At 55.6% G+C, this 17,502-nt stretch carries 15 protein-coding genes; 8 read left to right on the top strand and 7 right to left on the bottom strand.

Translation table 11 applies throughout. The features are described 5' to 3' along the window. Positions 1–454: 454 nt before the first annotated feature. The 3 genes from nrdA to yfaE all read left to right on the top strand — a co-directional run bounded on the left by nrdA (position 455) and on the right by yfaE (position 4,247). Positions 455–2,740, top strand: a complete 2,286-nt coding sequence (gene nrdA, locus ACWWFX_RS01385; RefSeq protein WP_276219782.1) for a class 1a ribonucleoside-diphosphate reductase subunit alpha — start codon at positions 455–457, stop codon at positions 2,738–2,740. A gap of 122 nt (positions 2,741–2,862) precedes the next feature. Then, the gene (gene nrdB, locus ACWWFX_RS01380; protein ID WP_015963681.1) at positions 2,863–3,993 is read left to right on the top strand and encodes a class Ia ribonucleoside-diphosphate reductase subunit beta; all 1,131 of its coding nucleotides are present in this window, start codon (positions 2,863–2,865) and stop codon (positions 3,991–3,993) included. Beyond that, complete coding sequence (gene yfaE / locus ACWWFX_RS01375) at positions 3,993–4,247, top strand: class I ribonucleotide reductase maintenance protein YfaE (protein WP_015963680.1); 255 nt, start codon at positions 3,993–3,995, stop codon at positions 4,245–4,247. Before nrdB ends, yfaE begins: the two co-directional genes overlap by 1 nt. 27 nt (positions 4,248–4,274) lie before the next feature. Here the strand turns inward: yfaE and inaA are convergent, their stop codons facing one another. Both inaA and ACWWFX_RS01365 read right to left on the bottom strand, forming a co-directional pair. After that, the gene (gene inaA, locus ACWWFX_RS01370; RefSeq protein ID WP_473223020.1) at positions 4,275–4,925 is read right to left on the bottom strand and encodes a lipopolysaccharide kinase InaA; all 651 of its coding nucleotides are present in this window, start codon (positions 4,923–4,925) and stop codon (positions 4,275–4,277) included. Positions 4,926–5,001: 76 nt separating this feature from the next. Next, positions 5,002–6,192, bottom strand: coding sequence for an MFS transporter (locus ACWWFX_RS01365; RefSeq protein ID WP_276219780.1), 1,191 nt, complete (start codon positions 6,190–6,192; stop codon positions 5,002–5,004). 169 nt (positions 6,193–6,361) lie between these two features. On the opposite strand from ACWWFX_RS01365, the gene ACWWFX_RS01360 reads away from it, so the two are divergent. The 4 genes from ACWWFX_RS01360 to glpC all read left to right on the top strand — a co-directional run bounded on the left by ACWWFX_RS01360 (position 6,362) and on the right by glpC (position 11,418). After that, entirely contained in the window at positions 6,362–7,240 is an 879-nt protein-coding gene (locus ACWWFX_RS01360; protein ID WP_473223019.1) for a LysR family transcriptional regulator, read from the top strand. 116 nt (positions 7,241–7,356) lie between these two features. After that, complete coding sequence (gene glpA, locus ACWWFX_RS01355) at positions 7,357–8,979, top strand: anaerobic glycerol-3-phosphate dehydrogenase subunit A (RefSeq protein WP_473223018.1); 1,623 nt, start codon at positions 7,357–7,359, stop codon at positions 8,977–8,979. Beyond that, a complete protein-coding gene (glpB, locus tag ACWWFX_RS01350; protein WP_473223017.1) occupies positions 8,969–10,228 on the top strand; it encodes a glycerol-3-phosphate dehydrogenase subunit GlpB in 1,260 nt (419 codons plus the stop codon). Before glpA ends, glpB begins: the two co-directional genes overlap by 11 nt. Continuing rightward, a complete protein-coding gene (gene glpC, locus ACWWFX_RS01345) occupies positions 10,225–11,418 on the top strand; it encodes an anaerobic glycerol-3-phosphate dehydrogenase subunit GlpC (RefSeq protein WP_456146045.1) in 1,194 nt (397 codons plus the stop codon). The genes glpB and glpC overlap by 4 nt, the downstream gene beginning before the upstream one ends. Before the next feature lie 393 nt (positions 11,419–11,811). Here the strand turns inward: glpC and ACWWFX_RS01340 are convergent, their stop codons facing one another. Beyond that, positions 11,812–13,008 carry a nicotinamide mononucleotide deamidase-related protein YfaY gene (locus ACWWFX_RS01340; RefSeq protein ID WP_276219775.1) on the bottom strand — a complete coding sequence of 399 codons (1,197 nt, stop codon included), beginning with the start codon at positions 13,006–13,008 and terminating at the stop codon, positions 11,812–11,814. A 94-nt stretch (positions 13,009–13,102) separates the two neighbouring features. Then, entirely contained in the window at positions 13,103–13,645 is a 543-nt protein-coding gene (locus ACWWFX_RS01335; RefSeq protein WP_231826680.1) for a YfaZ family outer membrane protein, read from the bottom strand. A 256-nt stretch (positions 13,646–13,901) separates the two neighbouring features. Between ACWWFX_RS01335 and nudI the strand changes: the two genes are divergently transcribed. Then, the gene (nudI, locus tag ACWWFX_RS01330) at positions 13,902–14,327 is read left to right on the top strand and encodes a nucleoside triphosphatase NudI (RefSeq protein ID WP_276219774.1); all 426 of its coding nucleotides are present in this window, start codon (positions 13,902–13,904) and stop codon (positions 14,325–14,327) included. Here nudI and menE read toward each other — a convergent pair. Genes menE through menB form a run of 3 tightly spaced genes read right to left on the bottom strand, consistent with a single transcriptional unit; the run spans position 14,319 to position 17,499 of the window. Continuing rightward, positions 14,319–15,680, bottom strand: a complete 1,362-nt coding sequence (gene menE, locus ACWWFX_RS01325; protein ID WP_473223016.1) for an o-succinylbenzoate--CoA ligase — start codon at positions 15,678–15,680, stop codon at positions 14,319–14,321. The two genes, nudI and menE, sit on opposite strands and share 9 nt — an antisense overlap. Beyond that, on the bottom strand, positions 15,677–16,642 hold the full coding sequence (gene menC, locus ACWWFX_RS01320; protein ID WP_473223015.1) for an o-succinylbenzoate synthase: 966 nt from the start codon (positions 16,640–16,642) through the stop codon (positions 15,677–15,679). The genes menE and menC overlap by 4 nt, the downstream gene beginning before the upstream one ends. After that, positions 16,642–17,499: a 1,4-dihydroxy-2-naphthoyl-CoA synthase gene (menB, locus tag ACWWFX_RS01315; RefSeq protein ID WP_108473603.1), complete on the bottom strand. Its 858-nt coding sequence runs from the start codon at positions 17,497–17,499 to the stop codon at positions 16,642–16,644. The genes menC and menB overlap by 1 nt, the downstream gene beginning before the upstream one ends. Positions 17,500–17,502 lie beyond the last annotated feature (3 nt).

Raw genomic sequence — 17,502 nt, 5'->3', positions numbered from 1 at the left:
TGTTAACATTTGCTGTTTAAGTAAACGGCTGATGAAAAATAACACACGCTTACATACGTTCATATTATGAACAACGGTAATGAGCATCACTTTTTCGCATCGAAAACAGGTTAAAAATCAATTTTAGTGATGCATAATGAACAGGCAGTAAATCGACTGGATCAATAAGCTGTGTTATTCAGGCGTTCAAGAAATCAGCGAACAGATATTTTTAACAAATTTTTCTCTTCCCATTGACTTTCCTGAACACCTTGTGTGACCTAAGTTGCGCCGGAGCCCGTTTTCTCCCCCTGACTTATCCACAATGTTATGCACTTGCAAGACACCCATTTTCACACTATCTTGCAGTAAATCGTAAACACACCCCCTATATATAGTGTTCGCCGTGACGTACCTCACTACAGGTTGTTCAGGCGGAACTATTGCGGAGATAACTCAAACAGGTACTACATACATGAATCAGAGTCTGCTGGTGACTAAGCGTGATGGCCGTACTGAGCGCATCAACCTGGACAAGCTCCATCGCGTGCTCGACTGGGCGGCTGAAGGTCTGGAAAACGTCTCTATCTCTCAGGTTGAACTGCGTTCTCACATCCAGTTCTATGACGGGATCAAAACTTCCGATATCCATGAAACCATCATCAAAGCCGCAGCCGATCTGATCTCCCGCGACGCCCCGGATTACCAGTACCTGGCCGCGCGCCTGGCGATTTTCCACCTGCGTAAAAAAGCCTACGGCCAGTTTGAGCCGCCGAAGCTGTTCGACCACGTACTGAAAATGGTTGAGCTGGGTAAATACGACAATCATCTGCTGGAAGACTATACGGAAGAAGAGTTCAAGCAGATGGACTCGTTCATTGTTCACGACCGTGACATGACCTTCTCTTACGCTGCTGTCAAACAGCTGGAAGGTAAATACCTGGTACAGAACCGCGTTACCGGCGAAATCTACGAGAGCGCGCAGTTCCTTTATATTCTGGTTGCCGCGTGCCTGTTCTCGAACTACCCGCGCGACACCCGCTTGAGCTACGTGAAACGCTTCTATGATGCGGTCTCCACGTTCAAAATCTCGCTGCCGACGCCGATTATGTCCGGCGTGCGTACCCCGACTCGCCAGTTCAGCTCCTGCGTGCTGATCGAGTGCGGCGACAGCCTGGATTCCATCAACGCCACCTCCAGCGCGATTGTGAAATACGTTTCCCAGCGTGCCGGTATCGGTATCAACGCCGGTCGTATCCGTGCGCTGGGTAGCCCGATTCGTGGCGGCGAGGCCTTCCACACTGGCTGTATCCCGTTCTACAAACACTTCCAGACGGCAGTAAAATCCTGCTCTCAGGGCGGCGTGCGCGGCGGTGCGGCAACGCTGTTCTACCCGATGTGGCATCTGGAAGTGGAAAGCCTGCTGGTACTGAAAAACAACCGTGGCGTCGAAGGCAACCGCGTGCGTCACATGGACTACGGCGTACAGATCAACAAACTTATGTACACCCGTCTGCTGAAAGGCGGCGACATCACGCTGTTCAGCCCGTCCGACGTCCCTGGCCTGTATGATGCGTTCTTCGCCGATCAGGACGAGTTCGAGCGCCTGTACGTGCAGTATGAAAACGACGACAGCATCCGCAAACAGCGCGTGAAAGCGGTTGAACTGTTCTCGCTGATGATGCAGGAACGTGCTTCTACCGGCCGTATCTATATTCAGAACGTTGACCACTGCAACACCCACAGCCCGTTTGACCCGGCGATTGCGCCAGTGCGCCAGTCTAACCTGTGCCTGGAAATCGCGCTGCCGACCAAACCGCTGAACGACGTTAACGACGAAAACGGTGAAATCGCCCTGTGTACGCTCTCTGCGTTCAACCTGGGTGCGATTAAAGATCTCAGCGAGCTGGAAGAACTGGCAGTGCTGGCGGTGCGTGCGCTGGATGCGCTGCTCGATTATCAGGATTACCCAATTCTGGCGGCCAAACGCGGTGCGATGGGTCGTCGTACTCTGGGTATTGGCGTGATTAACTTTGCGTACTGGCTGGCGAAGAACGGTAAACGTTACTCCGACGGCAGCGCCAACAACCTGACGCACGAAACCTTCGAAGCGATTCAGTACTACCTGCTGAAAGCCTCTAACGAGCTGGCTATCGAACAGGGCGCGTGCCCGTGGTTCAATGAAACCACCTACGCCAAAGGTATTCTGCCGATCGATACCTATAAGAAAGATCTGGATGCGATCGCCAACGAGCCGCTGCATCTGGACTGGGAAGCGCTTCGCGAGTCTATTAAGGCCCACGGCCTGCGTAACTCCACGCTCTCTGCCCTGATGCCATCCGAGACATCGTCGCAGATTTCCAACGCCACCAACGGCATTGAACCGCCGCGCGGCTACGTCAGCATCAAAGCGTCGAAAGACGGTATCCTGCGTCAGGTTGTGCCGGACTACGAACACCTGCACGACGCGTATGAACTGCTGTGGGATATGCCGAACAACGACGGCTACCTGCAACTGGTGGGCATCATGCAGAAATTCATCGATCAGTCGATTTCTGCTAACACCAACTATGATCCGTCACGCTTCCCGTCAGGGAAAGTGCCGATGCAGCAGTTGCTGAAAGACCTGCTCACCGCCTATAAATTTGGCGTGAAAACCCTGTACTATCAGAACACCCGCGACGGGGCTGAAGATGCACAGGATGACCTGGTGCCGTCTATTCAGGACGATGGCTGCGAAAGCGGCGCGTGTAAGATCTGATAATTATATTCCCCTCACCCCGGCCCTCTCCCTGAGGGAGAGGGTGAAAAAGCACCGAGCCATTCCCTCTCCCTCCGGGAGAGGGTTAGGGTGAGGGGGCATTAAAACCACAGGACACATTCATGGCATATACCACCTTTTCACAGACGAAAAATGACCAGCTCAAAGAGCCGATGTTCTTCGGCCAACCGGTCAACGTGGCCCGCTACGATCAGCAAAAATACGACATCTTTGAAAAGCTGATTGAAAAGCAGCTCTCCTTCTTCTGGCGTCCGGAAGAGGTTGACGTCTCCCGCGACCGCATCGATTATCAGGCGCTGCCGGAGCACGAAAAACATATTTTCATCAGCAACCTGAAATATCAGACCCTGCTCGACTCCATTCAGGGCCGTAGCCCGAACGTCGCGCTGCTGCCGCTGATTTCTATTCCGGAGCTGGAAACCTGGGTAGAAACCTGGGCGTTTTCTGAAACCATCCACTCCCGCTCTTACACCCATATCATCCGTAATATCGTCAACGACCCGGCGATTGTGTTTGATGACATTGTGACCAACGAGCAGATTCAGAAGCGCGCGGAAGGCATCTCCAGCTACTACGATGAACTGATCGAGATGACCAGCTACTGGCATCTGCTGGGCGAAGGCACGCATTCCGTGAACGGTAAAACCGTCACCGTCAGCCTGCGCGAACTGAAGAAAAAACTCTACCTGTGCCTGATGAGCGTAAACGCGCTGGAAGCGATTCGCTTCTACGTCAGCTTCGCCTGCTCCTTCGCCTTTGCGGAACGTGAACTGATGGAAGGCAACGCCAAAATCATTCGCCTGATCGCCCGCGATGAAGCGCTGCACCTGACCGGCACTCAGCATATGCTGAATCTGCTGCGCAGCGGCGTCGATGATCCGGAAATGGCTGAAATCGCCGAAGAGTGCAAACAGGAGTGCTATGACCTGTTCGTGCAGGCAGCCCTTCAGGAGAAAGAGTGGGCAGATTATCTGTTCCGCGACGGTTCGATGATCGGCCTGAACAAAGATATTCTCTGCCAGTACGTGGAATACATCACCAACATCCGCATGCAGGCGGTAGGTCTTGATCTGCCTTTCCAGACGCGCTCTAACCCGATCCCGTGGATCAACACCTGGCTGGTGTCCGATAACGTACAGGTTGCACCGCAGGAAGTGGAAGTCAGTTCTTACCTGGTCGGCCAGATAGACTCTGAAGTCAACACTGACGACCTGAGTGATTTCCAGCTCTGATGAGCCGCGTTATCCTTCGCATCTCTGGCACACAACTGCTGTGCCAGGATGAACACCCTTCCCTGCTGGCCGCGCTGGAATCCCACAATGTTGAGGTTGAGTATCAGTGCCGTGAAGGCTACTGCGGCTCATGCCGCACGCGTCTGGTTGCAGGCCAGGTCGACTGGCTAACGGAACCGCTGGCGTTCATCCAGCCAGGGGAAATTTTGCCCTGCTGTTGCCGGGCGAAGGGTGATATTGAGATAGAAATGTAAATGGCCGCCCGTTGGGCGGCCATTTCATTACAGCGCGTAGTAGTACGCTTTGACCTTCTCCCAATCCGCTTTCGGAATCGGATCGAGGTATTTTTCCAGCTGTGCGAAATCATGATGAATCGCTTTTTCGCGGCTCAGACGACGACGGCTTTTCTCCAGATCGAGGAAACCGGCTTCCACCGTCCCTTCCGTTTTCACATAGATATGACGAACGTAGCAGCAACCGTGTTGACGATTCACGCTGTGCATCTTTTTGAAGGCAACGGCGACGGCTTTCAGCATCGCTTCACGCACGTCGTCCGGAAATGGCGTGACCGCATGCTGGTGATACCAGTCACCGATGCAGATAAAACCTTTCATATCTTCAGTGACCAGCAGCGCGCGCCACTCGCCATCAATTTTCATCGCTTTGCCGTAAACGATCTTCGGCACGATAACGCCCGCTTTTTCCAGATCTTTAATCACTGCGATTTCACGCACAATGGTCGGGCGACCAAACGGATAACGCACCGAGCGGAACAGGTGCTGCGTCATACGCTTCACGTACAGTTTTTTACCATCACGCTCTACACACTGGACGCCACTCATTCCGTTTCGGCGGTAGTTCGGCTCTTCAACCCAGTCGCCTTCTGTTGCCCACCACTGATTAAATTCATCCAGCCCAGTTGATACTGCCATGACTTGCCTCGCCCGTTAACGCTTAAGAATATGCAAAGGAATAATCATATATTACCTTCGGCAAAGTTTTTAGCGTTTATCCGGCATTGCTGTGCAAATCAATCTGGCGTTTAACGTTTGTTTTCATCTGCGCACCATAGATGCCCCCGGCAATAACCACCAGCACCGCGCCACAAAGATAAATTGCACGATAGCCGCAGCCTTCCGCCATCATTCCCATAACGAAAGCCCCCAACGCCAGACCGGCATCCATTGCATTGAAAAACAAGGAGTTGGCGACACCAATTTTATGCGGTTCGACAGAACTGATAATTTGCGTCTGAAATACCGGCGTCACGGAACCATAGCCAATCCCAATAAGCGCCCCGGAAAAAATCATCATCGCGCTGCCATTAACGTAGCCCAGCACCACTAACCCCACGGCGAAAAAGGCAAGGCACGGATAAACCACGCACTTAGGCCCTTTCTTATCACAGATATTTCCGGTGAAGGTTCGGCAAATCATCAGGAAAATAGCGTAGCACAGCAGGAAATTACTGGCAGCAGACATCAGGTCGAGTTCACGTGCGTAGAGAGCCAGAAAAGCCGACACGCCCGCATACGAGAAGGTCATGAAGAAGGTCACCAGCGCGAACGGCAGCGCGGCGCGATCGAACATCGCCGCAAAGCCTATTTTCGGTTTCGCGCCATCCGCATGCTGAAGCACCGCCGGTACGTTCATGGTGAACGACAAAATAATGCCCACCGCCGCCACGCCTGCGCACAAACCAAACGCCGCGTTATACATCTGATGCTGCGCCAGGTTCAGCCCCACCCACGGGCCGACGACCATCGCCAGCCCCATTGCTAATGAGAAAAAGCTGATGCCCTCGCCACGTCGGGAGGCCGGTATCAGCCGTGCGGAAATGGTCCCTTTTACCGTAGTGATCACCCCAAAGGTGATACCATGAAGCACGCGAATAAAAAGCAACGCTTCAATCGACTGGCAAAAAGGATACAACGCACTGACGATAAAAAAGGCCAGAGAGGAGAGCACCAGAATTTTTTTGTTCGAAAATTTGCCGACCCACTGCCCGGAAAATGGGCGAATGACGATCGCGGCAGCTAAAAAGAAGGTAACCAGCAGGCCTGCTTTGCTCGCCGAAGCATGTAGTTGATCGGCGATATAAAGCGGTAATAGCGTAAGCAGCACATAGAAGACAAAAAAGATAATAAAGCTAATTATTGTTATCGCCCAAAAATCCTTCGTCCATAATTTTTCTTTCATATCCTGATAACCAAATAAATAGCATTTATGAATTATAAAAAAACATTCACAAAACAAATATATAAAGCATTAACGCCGTTTTGTGACACCGTGAAGAGAACCTATTTTAGGCGCGCTTTATTCTATTAGTAAAATTCATTGCTTTAATAATCAACAGTAGTAAAAACTAATGACAATAACCCAAATGACCGCGCTCCTTGCGGTGCTGGATTACGGCGGTTTTACCGAAGCGGGAAAACGCCTGTTTATGACCCAATCGGCGGTAAGCCAGGCCATCTCAGCTATCGAAGATGAGTTGCAGGTAAAAATCTTTATTCGCGAACGCGCGCGTGCCATTCGCCTGACGCCCGTGGGCGAGCGTATCGTCAGTCACTTTCGCAACGTGATGCAGGAAGTCAGCACCATCAAAGAAATTGCCGCGCTGGAAAAAACGCAGCCGGTAAGCTGGCTACATATTGGCTGTTTTCCCAGCGCCTGCGCCTGTATTCTTCCACCGATTGTCCGTTATTTCACGAAGCATCATCCGCATATTCATATTATTCCCCACGAAGCAAACGGCCCGGAAATTATTGATGCCGTACGCGCCGGAGAATTTAGCGCCGGGCTGGTGCATTTTCCGGTCACCTCGCTCTACTCTCACGCCGTCTACAAAGATAAATTCACCGTCGTCGTGCCCGCCGATCATCCTTTTGCCGCGCGAACCGCTCTTACCCTGGAAGACCTGGTGAATCAGCCGCTGATTATCAGTAAAGGGCGCTATGAGTTGACCATTATGTCGTTATTTCAGGCACGAAATATCACCCCGCAAATTCGCTACGAATTTAATCATCCCGGTACGGCAATCAGTTTTATTCGCCAGGGATTAGGGATTGCCTTATTACCGGAATTGACCTTAAAGGCGGTAGAACACACGCTCTGTTCCGTGCCTCTGGAACCCGATTTTTATCGCCATATTTCGCTTATCGCCCAAACGCCCCCCACCGAAGGAAGCCCGGTACAGTTGTTGAGCGATTGTCTGCAAAACCTGGTCGAAAGCCGCGCATTCTGACACCAATAAATGCTCGAAAACGAAAGTAATAAGTTCGAATGTGCGCAGAATCAAACAAATTCCCTACAAATTATGGCCTACTGAAGACAAGGATATTGTTATGTAGGGGCAGGAGAATGCAGCAATCAGGGGAGTACGATGCGATTATCATCGGCGGTGGCGCAACCGGCGCGGGAATTGCTCGCGACTGCGCGCTACGTGGTCTCAGGGTAGTACTGGTCGAACGCCACGACATCGCCACCGGCGCGACCGGGCGTAACCACGGTCTGCTTCACAGCGGCGCACGCTATGCCGTCACCGATAGCGAATCGGCCCGGGAATGCATCAGCGAAAACCGCATTCTGAGACATATCGCCCGCCACTGTATCGAACCCACCGGCGGGCTGTTTATCACCTTGCCGGAAGACAACCTCGACTTTCAGGCCACCTTTTTACAAGCCTGCGCCAGCGCAGGTATTGACGCGCAGGCGATTGACCCGCAGGAAGCGCGACGCATTGAGCCGGGCGTTAACCCGGCGCTGACAGGCGCGGTAAAAGTCCCGGATGGCACGGTTGATCCCTTCCGTCTGACAGCAGCCAATATGCTGGATGCACGCGAACACGGTGCTGACATTCTCACCGGGCATGAAGTCATCGGGCTTATTCGCGACGGCGCGAACGTGCGCGGCGTGCGGTTGCACGATCGTCAAACGCAGGAAACGCGTGAGCTCCGTGCGCAGGTGGTGGTCAACGCCGCCGGGATCTGGGGGCAACGCATCGCCGAATATGCCGACCTGAGCATCCGTATGTTCCCGGCCAAAGGGTCGCTGCTCATTCTCGATCATCGTATCAACCAGCACGTAATTAACCGCTGCCGCAAGCCTGCGGATGCCGATATTCTGGTGCCAGGCGATACCATTTCGCTGATTGGCACCACCTCCATGCACATCGATTACGACGAAATTGACGACAACCGCGTTACCGCGCAGGAAGTCGATACATTGATCCGCGAAGGCGAAAAACTGGCACCGCGCATGGGCAGCACGCGTATTCTGCGCGCTTACTCGGGCGTACGCCCGTTAGTTGCCTGCGATGATGACCCGACCGGGCGCAACGTCAGCCGTGGCATTGTCTTGTTCGATCACGCGCAGCGCGACGGCATGGAAGGTTTCATAACCATCACCGGCGGCAAACTGATGACCTATCGCCTGATGGCCGAATGGGCCACCGATGCGGTGTGTCGCAAAGTGGGCAACACGACATCGTGTACCACCGCCACTACCCCACTGCCCGGCTCGCGTGAAAGCCAGGAGAAAACACTCCAGCGCATCATCTCATTGCCTGCGCCGCTACGCGGTTCCGTGATTTATCGCCACGGTGACCGCACGCCGGGCTGGATCGGCGACAACCGTCTGCATCGTAGCCTGGTGTGCGAATGCGAAGCCGTTACGGCAGGGGAAGTACAATACGCGGTAGAAAACCTGAATGTGCGCAATTTGCTCGATCTGCGTCGCCGCACCCGCGTCGGCATGGGTACCTGCCAGGGCGAACTGTGCGCCTGCCGAGCGGCGGGACTGCTGCCACGTTTTCACGCGACCGATGCCAGCCAGTCGCTAAAACAGCTGTCGGATTTCCTCAATGAGCGCTGGAAAGGCGTGCAGCCAATTGCCTGGGGTGATGCGCTGCGCGAAAGCGAACTGACACGCTGGGTCTATCAGGGATTGTGCGGGCTGCAAAAGGAGCATCAGGATGAAATTTGATACGGTTATCATCGGCGGCGGTCTGGCCGGGTTACTGTGCGGGTTAAAGCTGCAGTCACAAGGCCTGCGCTGCGCCATTGTCAGCCGCGGGCAAAGTGCGCTGAACTTCGCATCGGGTTCGCTGGATCTCCTCAGCACGTTGCCCGACGGGCAGCCCGTAGAGGATATTCAACTCGGACTGGAAGCATTAACGCGGCAAGCTCCGGAACATCCTTACAACAAGGTAGGCTGCGAAAACGTCCTGTCGTACGCCCGTCAGGCGCAGGTGCTGCTCAGTGATTGTGGCATCGATTTTCAGGGCGACGCCGGACAGTCGCATCAGCGAGTTACCCCGCTGGGCCTGTTGCGTAGCGCCTGGCTTAGCCCTCGCGAAACGCCACACTTCCCGCCAGCGGCCAGTAAAGTCCGCGTTGTGGGGATAACCGGTTTTCTCGATTTTCAGGCACCCCTTGCCGCCGAATCATTACGCAAACAGGGACTTGACGTCGATACGGTTGAAATCGACCTGCCACAGCTGGATGTGCTGCGCGAAAACGCCAGCGAATTCCGCGCGGCAAACATCGCTCGCCTGCTCGACCAGCCGGAACAGTGGCAACCGTTGTACGATGCGCTCGCTCCGCTGGCGGAAGGTTACGATGCCCTGTGGCTTCCGGCCTGTTTTGGCGCCAGCGATAGCCAGCTGTATGACTGGCTCTGCGCAACGCTCAGCTGTGCGCTACATCTGTTGCCGACGCTGCCGCCATCCGTACCCGGCATGCGTTTGCAGGCGCAGCTTCAACGGCAATTTATCCGCGCGGGTGGCGTCTGGATGCCGGGCGATGAAGTGCAAAAGGTGACGCTGGAAAATCAACTTGCCACCGCCGTCTGGACGCGTAATCACGCCGACATTCCCCTGCGCGCACGTTATGTCGTGCTGGCGAGCGGCAGTTTCTTCAGTAATGGGTTAATCGCCAACCGTGAAACGATTCGCGAACCAGTGCTTAATCTTGACGTGATGCAGGCGGCCACCCGCGCATTATGGTATCGCCCGGATGTCTTTGACCCTCAGCCATGGCAGCAGTTTGGCGTCGCGACCGATGCAACGCTGCGTCCGGCCATTGCCGGCCAGCGGCTGGAAAATCTGTTTGTGATTGGTTCAGTGCTGGGCGGCTGCGATGCCATCGCTCAGGGCTGCGGCGGCGGCGTTTGTGCGGTGACGGCGCTCCATGCCGCGCAGCAAATTACCCTGCTGACGGGAGGTGAAGCATGAGTAGCGGCCAGTTCGAGAATTGCATCAAATGTACCGCCTGCACCACGGCCTGCCCGGTAAGCCGGGTGAATCCGCGCTATCCGGGGCCGAAACAGGCGGGCCCTGACGGCGAGAGGCTGCGCCTGAAAGACGGCGCGTTGTACGATGAGGCGCTGAAATATTGTATCAACTGCAAACGCTGCGAAGTGGCGTGCCCGTCTGATGTCAAAATTGGCGATATCATCCAGCGCGCCCGCGCGCGCTATGACGTCACCCCACCGTCGCTGCGTAACCGCATACTGAGCCATACAGACCTGATGGGGCAGATGTCCACGCCGTTTGCGCCGCTGGTGAATGCGGCAACGGGGCTGAAGCCCGTGCGTCATCTGCTTGATGCGGCGCTAAAAATTGATCATCGTCGCACGCTGCCGAAATACTCCTTCGGCACCTTCCGCCGCTGGTATCGCAGCGTGGCAAAACAGCAGGCGCAGTTTGCCGAGCAGGTGGCATTTTTCCATGGCTGCTACGTCAACTACAACCATCCGCAATTGGGCAAAGATCTAATTAAGGTGCTGAATGCGCTGGGAACAGGCGTCCAGCTATTGAGCAAAGAGAAATGTTGCGGCGTGCCGTTGATTGCTAACGGTTTTACCGATAAGGCGCGCAAGCAGGCGCAAAGCAACGTCGCGTCACTGCGCGAGGCCATTGAGGATAAATCGCTGCCCGTGATCGCAACCTCCTCTACCTGCACATTTACGCTGCGCGATGAATATCCGCATCTGCTAAATGTCGATAACGGCGGCCTGCGTGAGCATATCGACCTTGCCACACGCTGGCTGTGGCGGAAGCTGGATGAAGGGAAAACGCTGCCGCTTAAACCGTTGCCGCTGAAGGTGGTGTATCACACGCCGTGTCATATGGAGAAAATGGGCTGGACGCTCTACACCCTGGAACTGCTGCGGCAAATCCCAGGGCTGGAGCTAACAGTGCTCGATTCCCAGTGCTGCGGCATTGCGGGCACCTATGGCTTTAAGTCGGAGAATTACCCCACCTCGCAGGCCGTCGGCGCGCCGCTGTTCCGCCAGATTGAGGAAAGCGGCGCGGATATCGTGGTGACCGATTGCGAAACCTGTAAATGGCAAATCGAGATGTCGACCAGCAAGCGCTGCGAGCATCCGATTACCCTGCTGGCTCAAGCGCTATCGGCATAAGCAATTCCGCCTGCACAATGCCTGATGCGCTTCGCTTATCAGGCCTACCGGTTTATGCGAAATCTGTAGGCCGGATAAGGCGTAGCCGCCATCCGGCAATTCCGCCTGCACAACGCCTGATGCGCTTCGCTTATCAGGCCTACCGGTTTATGCGAAATCTGTAGGCCGGATAAGGCGTAGCCGCCATCCGGCAATGCCGCCTGCACAATGCCTGATGCGCTTCGCTTATCAGGCCTACCGGTTTATGCGAAATCTGTAGGCCGCATAAGGCGTAGCCGCCATCCGGCAATTCCGCCTGCACAACGCCTGATGCGCTTCGCTTATCAGGCCTACCGGTTTATGCGAAATCTGTAGGCCGGATAAGGCGTAGCCGCATCCGGCAATGCCACGCCGCTACACTTTCAGCGTTTCCACCACTTCAATCCAGCCGTGCTCGCTGGCGACATCCATCCCGTTAAGCCAGCGGCGTAGCATGTTCATCGCCATCATGGCGCAAACCTGCTGGCGCACAACCAGGCTGTGACGCGTGGTGTTGAACTTCACGCGCAGCGCCCACGTACCTTCTGCGGTGGAGAGCGCAAAGTTCAGATGCTCGTTTTCAAGCCCGGTCACCGACAACGCTACGCCGGCAAAATGGTTTTCGCGGCGCTCTTCCGCCCACCGTGCCGTTTGCGCCAGCGTCTCTTCCTGCGAAGGAATCACCTCACTGGCCAGCAGCGGCGCACCCGCGCGTTGCAGCTCCAGCGCCAGCAGCCCGCCGGTGAACTGTTCGCTCAGCGTCAGGCTCAGCTGCTTATCCTGCAATGCGCGGGCAAGCTGTTTCGGCAAGCCTTCGGTGCCTTCAAAAATCAGGCTATCGCCCGCCACCTTTTTCACTTCCGGCCACAGGGCTTCCATTGCCTGACGTTCGCTCGCCGGGCCAGTCAGCTTGAGTTCAATAATCGGCATCGATGAACGATAGCCCATCGATACGCCCGCAGGCAGCGTCAGGTGATCGAGACTTTGCGCGAGATCGCTTTCCGAACGCCCGAACGTGGTGAGTCGCAAACACAGCGGCGGCTCAGGGATATCAAAACGTGCGCGCAGGCGTGGCAGAATTTCCTGCTGAACCATCACCTTAAATTCAGACGGCACGCCAGGGGTGAAGAAAATCAGGCAACGGTTGAGCTTAACGGCAAAACCGCAGGCCGTACCCACCGGGTTATCAATAAACTCGGCGCTGGCAGGAATTTCCGCCTGTTTGCGATTGCTCGGCGCCATCACGCGGCCACGCTCTTTGAAGAATTTCTCCATCTGCGCCAGCCATGGTTCATGCAGAACCAGTGATTCGCCTTTCGCCGTTGCAGCGGCAAGCGCACTTAAATCATCACTCGTCGGTCCTAAACCGCCGTTAACAATCAGGACATCAGCCTGCGTGCTGCGCTCGCGCAGAATCGACACCAGGTCATCGAGTTTGTCGCCCACCGTGTTACGCCGGGAAAGCGGTAAACCTTGTTCAAATAAGAAATCAGCAAGCCAGGCCGCATTGGTATCAACAATTTGCCCGTATAAGACTTCGTCGCCCGTAGACAGCATCTCTACGTTAATCATCGCTTTCTCCAGTAAAAGAGGACGATTTACTATAGCGCAAGGCGAGGAATAAAAACGAGAAAACTGGCGCGGCTGAGTGCCGCGCCGGGGAGAATCAGAAGTTAGCGCTGACGCCGACGTAAGGGCCATCTGCGACGGCGCTGTCGCGATTGCCATCTTTGCCGGCGAGGTTGATATAGCGGTATCCCGCTTCCACGCTCAACGGACGCATAATCATAAAGCGACCGCCCGCGTTGGCTTCTTCGTAGTCTTTTACGCCGCTGGACAGCGAATCCGGCGAGTAGTAATACTCACCAAACAGATGGAAGCGTTCGCCGATTTGCCACTGTAAACCGCCGCCAACCGCCGCCGCGTAACCATCATCACCGTAGTTCGGGCTCAGATAAACACCTTTGCCGCCCGCTGTTGCCATAAACGGCCCTAATGGAATGTTCACTCCCAACGCCGCACCCACGATATCGCCGTGATCGTCGTTATGCGCCCAGTTACCGCTCAGCGCAAGGCCCGTCGATTCGGTGCCAAAGCCGACGCCAAGGTTGGTATATTCTTCGCCAGCCTGGCCGCTAACGCTGATTGCATTTGCCGCAACCGGGAGCAACAGCATCCCCATCAGGCCAAATAGTATGCTCTTTTTCATTTTAATCCTTTCCCGCAAGCACAGTGTGAATCACCAAAAAATCAGGCGAATTGTACTGCTGAATATCGCCAAATCCATGAACTAAAAGGGCGATCACTCTTCAAATTGTAACTAATTGCGACATGAAAGTATCACTCAAGGTGAGGGAATGTGGACCTTAATACGGTCTTTTCTCTCATTCCGGAGAAGCCTCGCAAATTACTGACGATTATCAACGTACAATAGGATTAACTCCGTCTTATATAAGGATTTACTTATGCGTCAAAGAACGATTGTATGCCCGCTCATTCAAAATAATGGCGCCTGGTTACTGTGCAAAATGGCGGACGATCGTGGCGTCTTCCCCGGTCAGTGGGCGCTTTCGGGTGGCGGCGTAGAGCCCGGCGAGAAAATTGAAGAGGCGCTACGTCGCGAAATTCGCGAAGAACTTGGGGAAAAACTGGTGTTAAGCCACATTACACCGTGGACCTTTAGCGACGACGTGCGCACCAAAACTTACGCCGATGGCCATCAGGAAGAGATTTATATGATTTACCTGATTTTCGACTGCGTCAGCGCCAACCGTGAGATTGTGCTGAACGATGAGTTTCAGGACTACGCGTGGGTAAAACCGGAAGATCTCGCGAGCTACGATCTGAACGTCGCCACTCGCAAGACATTGACGCTGAAAGGGTTACTTTAATTTTTGCGCAACCCACTCTCGCAACTGATGGCGAGAGACCTTAATCCCGCTATTTTTCATCGTTTCCGGTAACCGCAGCCAGCGGCACGGTTGCTGGAAGCCCGCCAGTTGATCTTTCGCCCAACCCGCCAGTACAGAAAGATCGACATCGCTTTCGCTATCCACTACCGCGACCGGGCGCTGCCCAAACTCAGGATCATCCACAGGAACGATAAACACCTGAGAGACCGCAGGATGCGCCACAATGACCCGCTCCACGGCTTCAGGTTGGATACCTTCCCCGCCGCTAAAGAAGAGGTTATCCATGCGCCCGACAATATAGAGCTTACCGTCGCGAATTTCGCCACGATCGCGCGTGGCAAACCAACCTTCGGCATTCACCAGCGGCACAAGCGCGCCATCGCGCCAGTAGCCCGAGGCCATACTTTGCGCGCGCAGCCAGACTTCATCCTTCACCAGTTTGAGCTCACGCCCGGCAAGCGGCGTTCCCACATCATCGCCGCCGTTGGCTTCACGCGCACAAACCGTCGAGGCAAATTCGGTAAGTCCGTAGCCACAGAAGGTACGGATCCCCATAGAGCTTGCCTGTTTGGTCAGGTCGGCAGGAATGGCCGCGCCGCCCAACAGCACGGCTTTCAGCGACAGCGGCTGTTCATCATTCAACAAGCGCCAAAGCTGAGTCGGCACGAGTGAGGCATGTGTACATCCGTGTAGTGCCTGGGCGAGTGGTCGCTCGCTCACCGCCATCTGCGCGCCAGAATAGAGCCAGCGCCAGAAAATCCCTTGCCCGGAGACATGGAACAGCGGCAACGACAAAAGCCAGCATTCATCCTGCGCAAATGGAATCAAACTTAACACGCCCTGCGCGCTGGCAAAATGCGCCGCACAGGTGTGCACCGCCGCTTTTGGCAGGCCCGTGGAGCCCGAGGTGAGAGTCATCGAGGCCAGGCGTTCAGGCCGCCAGCCAACATCGTGATAACCCGGGGATTCTCGCAGCGTGAGGCGTGGCAGTGAATCGGCAATCTCACTGTTTTCCAGGTTGAGCACGTGACGCAGCGTTAACCCCGGCAGTAAGGCGTTAATCAGCGTGGTGGGCAGACGCGGGTTAAGCGGTAAAACACGCGCCCCGCACTGTAACAATGCCAGCCAGGCCAGCACCGTTTCACCCCGGTTGCGCGCGCATAGCGCTACGCCGTCACCATCGCGTACGCCCTGCGCCTGAAAACCGGCTGCCAGCGCGTCGATTCGCTCACACAGCTGCGTCCAGTGAAGCGTCTCATTGTCGAGGCGCAGCGCAGACGCAACGCCCCGCTGCTCTCGCCAGTCACGCCAGGGCCAGGTAGAAAAACTCACAGCAACGGCTCCAGCGACAGCATATCCAGGCACGGCAGCGGGTTATCCGGCCAGCGGCGAATCAGCTGCGCCTGCATCAGATTGAGGGTATCAAGGCCCGGGATCGTATTCGGCGTCAGCCAGGCCGCAATGCGCGCCAGCTGCGTCAGGCCAAGGCTCGACTCAATGGAAGAGCTGATGACCGCCGTCAAACCCAGCGCGTGCGCCGCCGCCACTTGCGCCTGCACTTTTTGCAGGCTACCGGTGAGAGTCGGTTTAATCACCACCGCGCGCACGCCAGGCTCGGCTTCGAAGCGGAAATCGTCATCGCGCAGGCTTTCATCCCACGCGATAGCAATCCCCGTTTCCGCAGCAAACGCGCGCGAATCATCGCGTGTTTTACACGGTTCTTCGAGAAACGCGATGCGATCGCGGAATGCCGGGTTGACGTATTTGGCAAACTGCTGCGCTTTTAGCGGCGTCCAGGCGCGATTGGCATCCAGCCGCAGCTGCAAATCAGGGATCGCTTCCAGCAGCAGATTCACCACCATGCCGTCTCGCACGGCCTCATACAGTCCGACTTTCACCTTCGCCACTTTTTCGCCGGGCATGTCAGCCAGCGCCAGCACCAGTTCATCCGGGTCGCCAGTGCACAGCGGCGCGGCACGATAATCCGCCGTCGTCGGCAGCGTGTCGTCCAGTTCCGCCAGCGCACAGCTAATGCCAAACGCCGCCGAGGGCAGTTCCGGCAACGGGGTCTCAGCACCCTGTCGCCAGTTTTGCACCCAGCCCAGCAAAGCGGATTGCGCCTCGTCCAGCGTTTCACGGCTGAAGCCCGGCAGCGGGGAGATTTCTCCCCAGCCTTCGCGCTCACCGTCACGCAGCCAGACAAACAATCCGTCGCGGGTTTTTAGCCGCCGTTCGCGCAGTACCACGCCCGCGTCCATTGGTACCTGCCAGCGGTAAACCTGCGCGTGTCGCATTACGGGTTCCGTTTAAATTTGCTGAAATCAGGCTGGCGTTTCTGGTTAAACGCGTTGCGCCCTTCCTGACCTTCTTCGGTCATGTAGAACAGCATCGTGGCGTTACCCGCCAGTTCCTGCAGACCCGCCTGACCATCACAGTCGGCGTTCAGTGCAGCTTTCAGGCAGCGCAGCGCCATTGGGCTGTTTTGCAGCATTTCGCGACACCAGCGAATGGTCTCTTTTTCGAGGTCAGCCAGCGGCACAACGGTGTTGACCAGACCCATATCCAGCGCTTCCTGAGCATTGTACTGACGGCACAGGAACCAGATTTCACGCGCTTTTTTCTGCCCGACGATACGCGCCATGTAGGATGCGCCCCAGCCGCCGTCGAAGGAGCCCACTTTCGGGCCCGTCTGACCGAAGATGGCGTTTTCTGCCGCAATCGTCAGGTCACACATCATATGCAGTACGTGACCGCCGCCAATGGAATAGCCTGCCACCATCGCGACTACCGGTTTCGGGCAGGTGCGGATCTGGCGCTGGAAATCGAGTACGTTCAGATGGTGCGTGCCTGCATCATCCTGGTATCCGCCGTAGTCGCCGCGCACTTTCTGATCGCCACCGGAACAGAACGCTTTGTCGCCTTCGCCAGTCAGGACAATCACCCCGATATTGTCGTCATAGCGCGCATCCGCCAGCGCCTGAATCATCTCTTTAACGGTCAGCGGACGGAAGGCGTTACGCACCTGCGGACGGTTGATGGTAATTTTGGCAATGCCGTCAGCAGATTTCTGGTAACGAATGTCGGTGTAGCCTTCAGAACAGTCTTGCCATTCAATCGGCGCGTAAAGCATAGCTTCATCAGGATAGATCATAGT

The organism is Pseudocitrobacter sp. 2023LY-00077, from assembly GCF_055796175.1.
The sequence above is the reverse complement of the archived record's forward strand: the minus strand, read 5'-3'. Positions and strand labels throughout refer to the sequence as shown.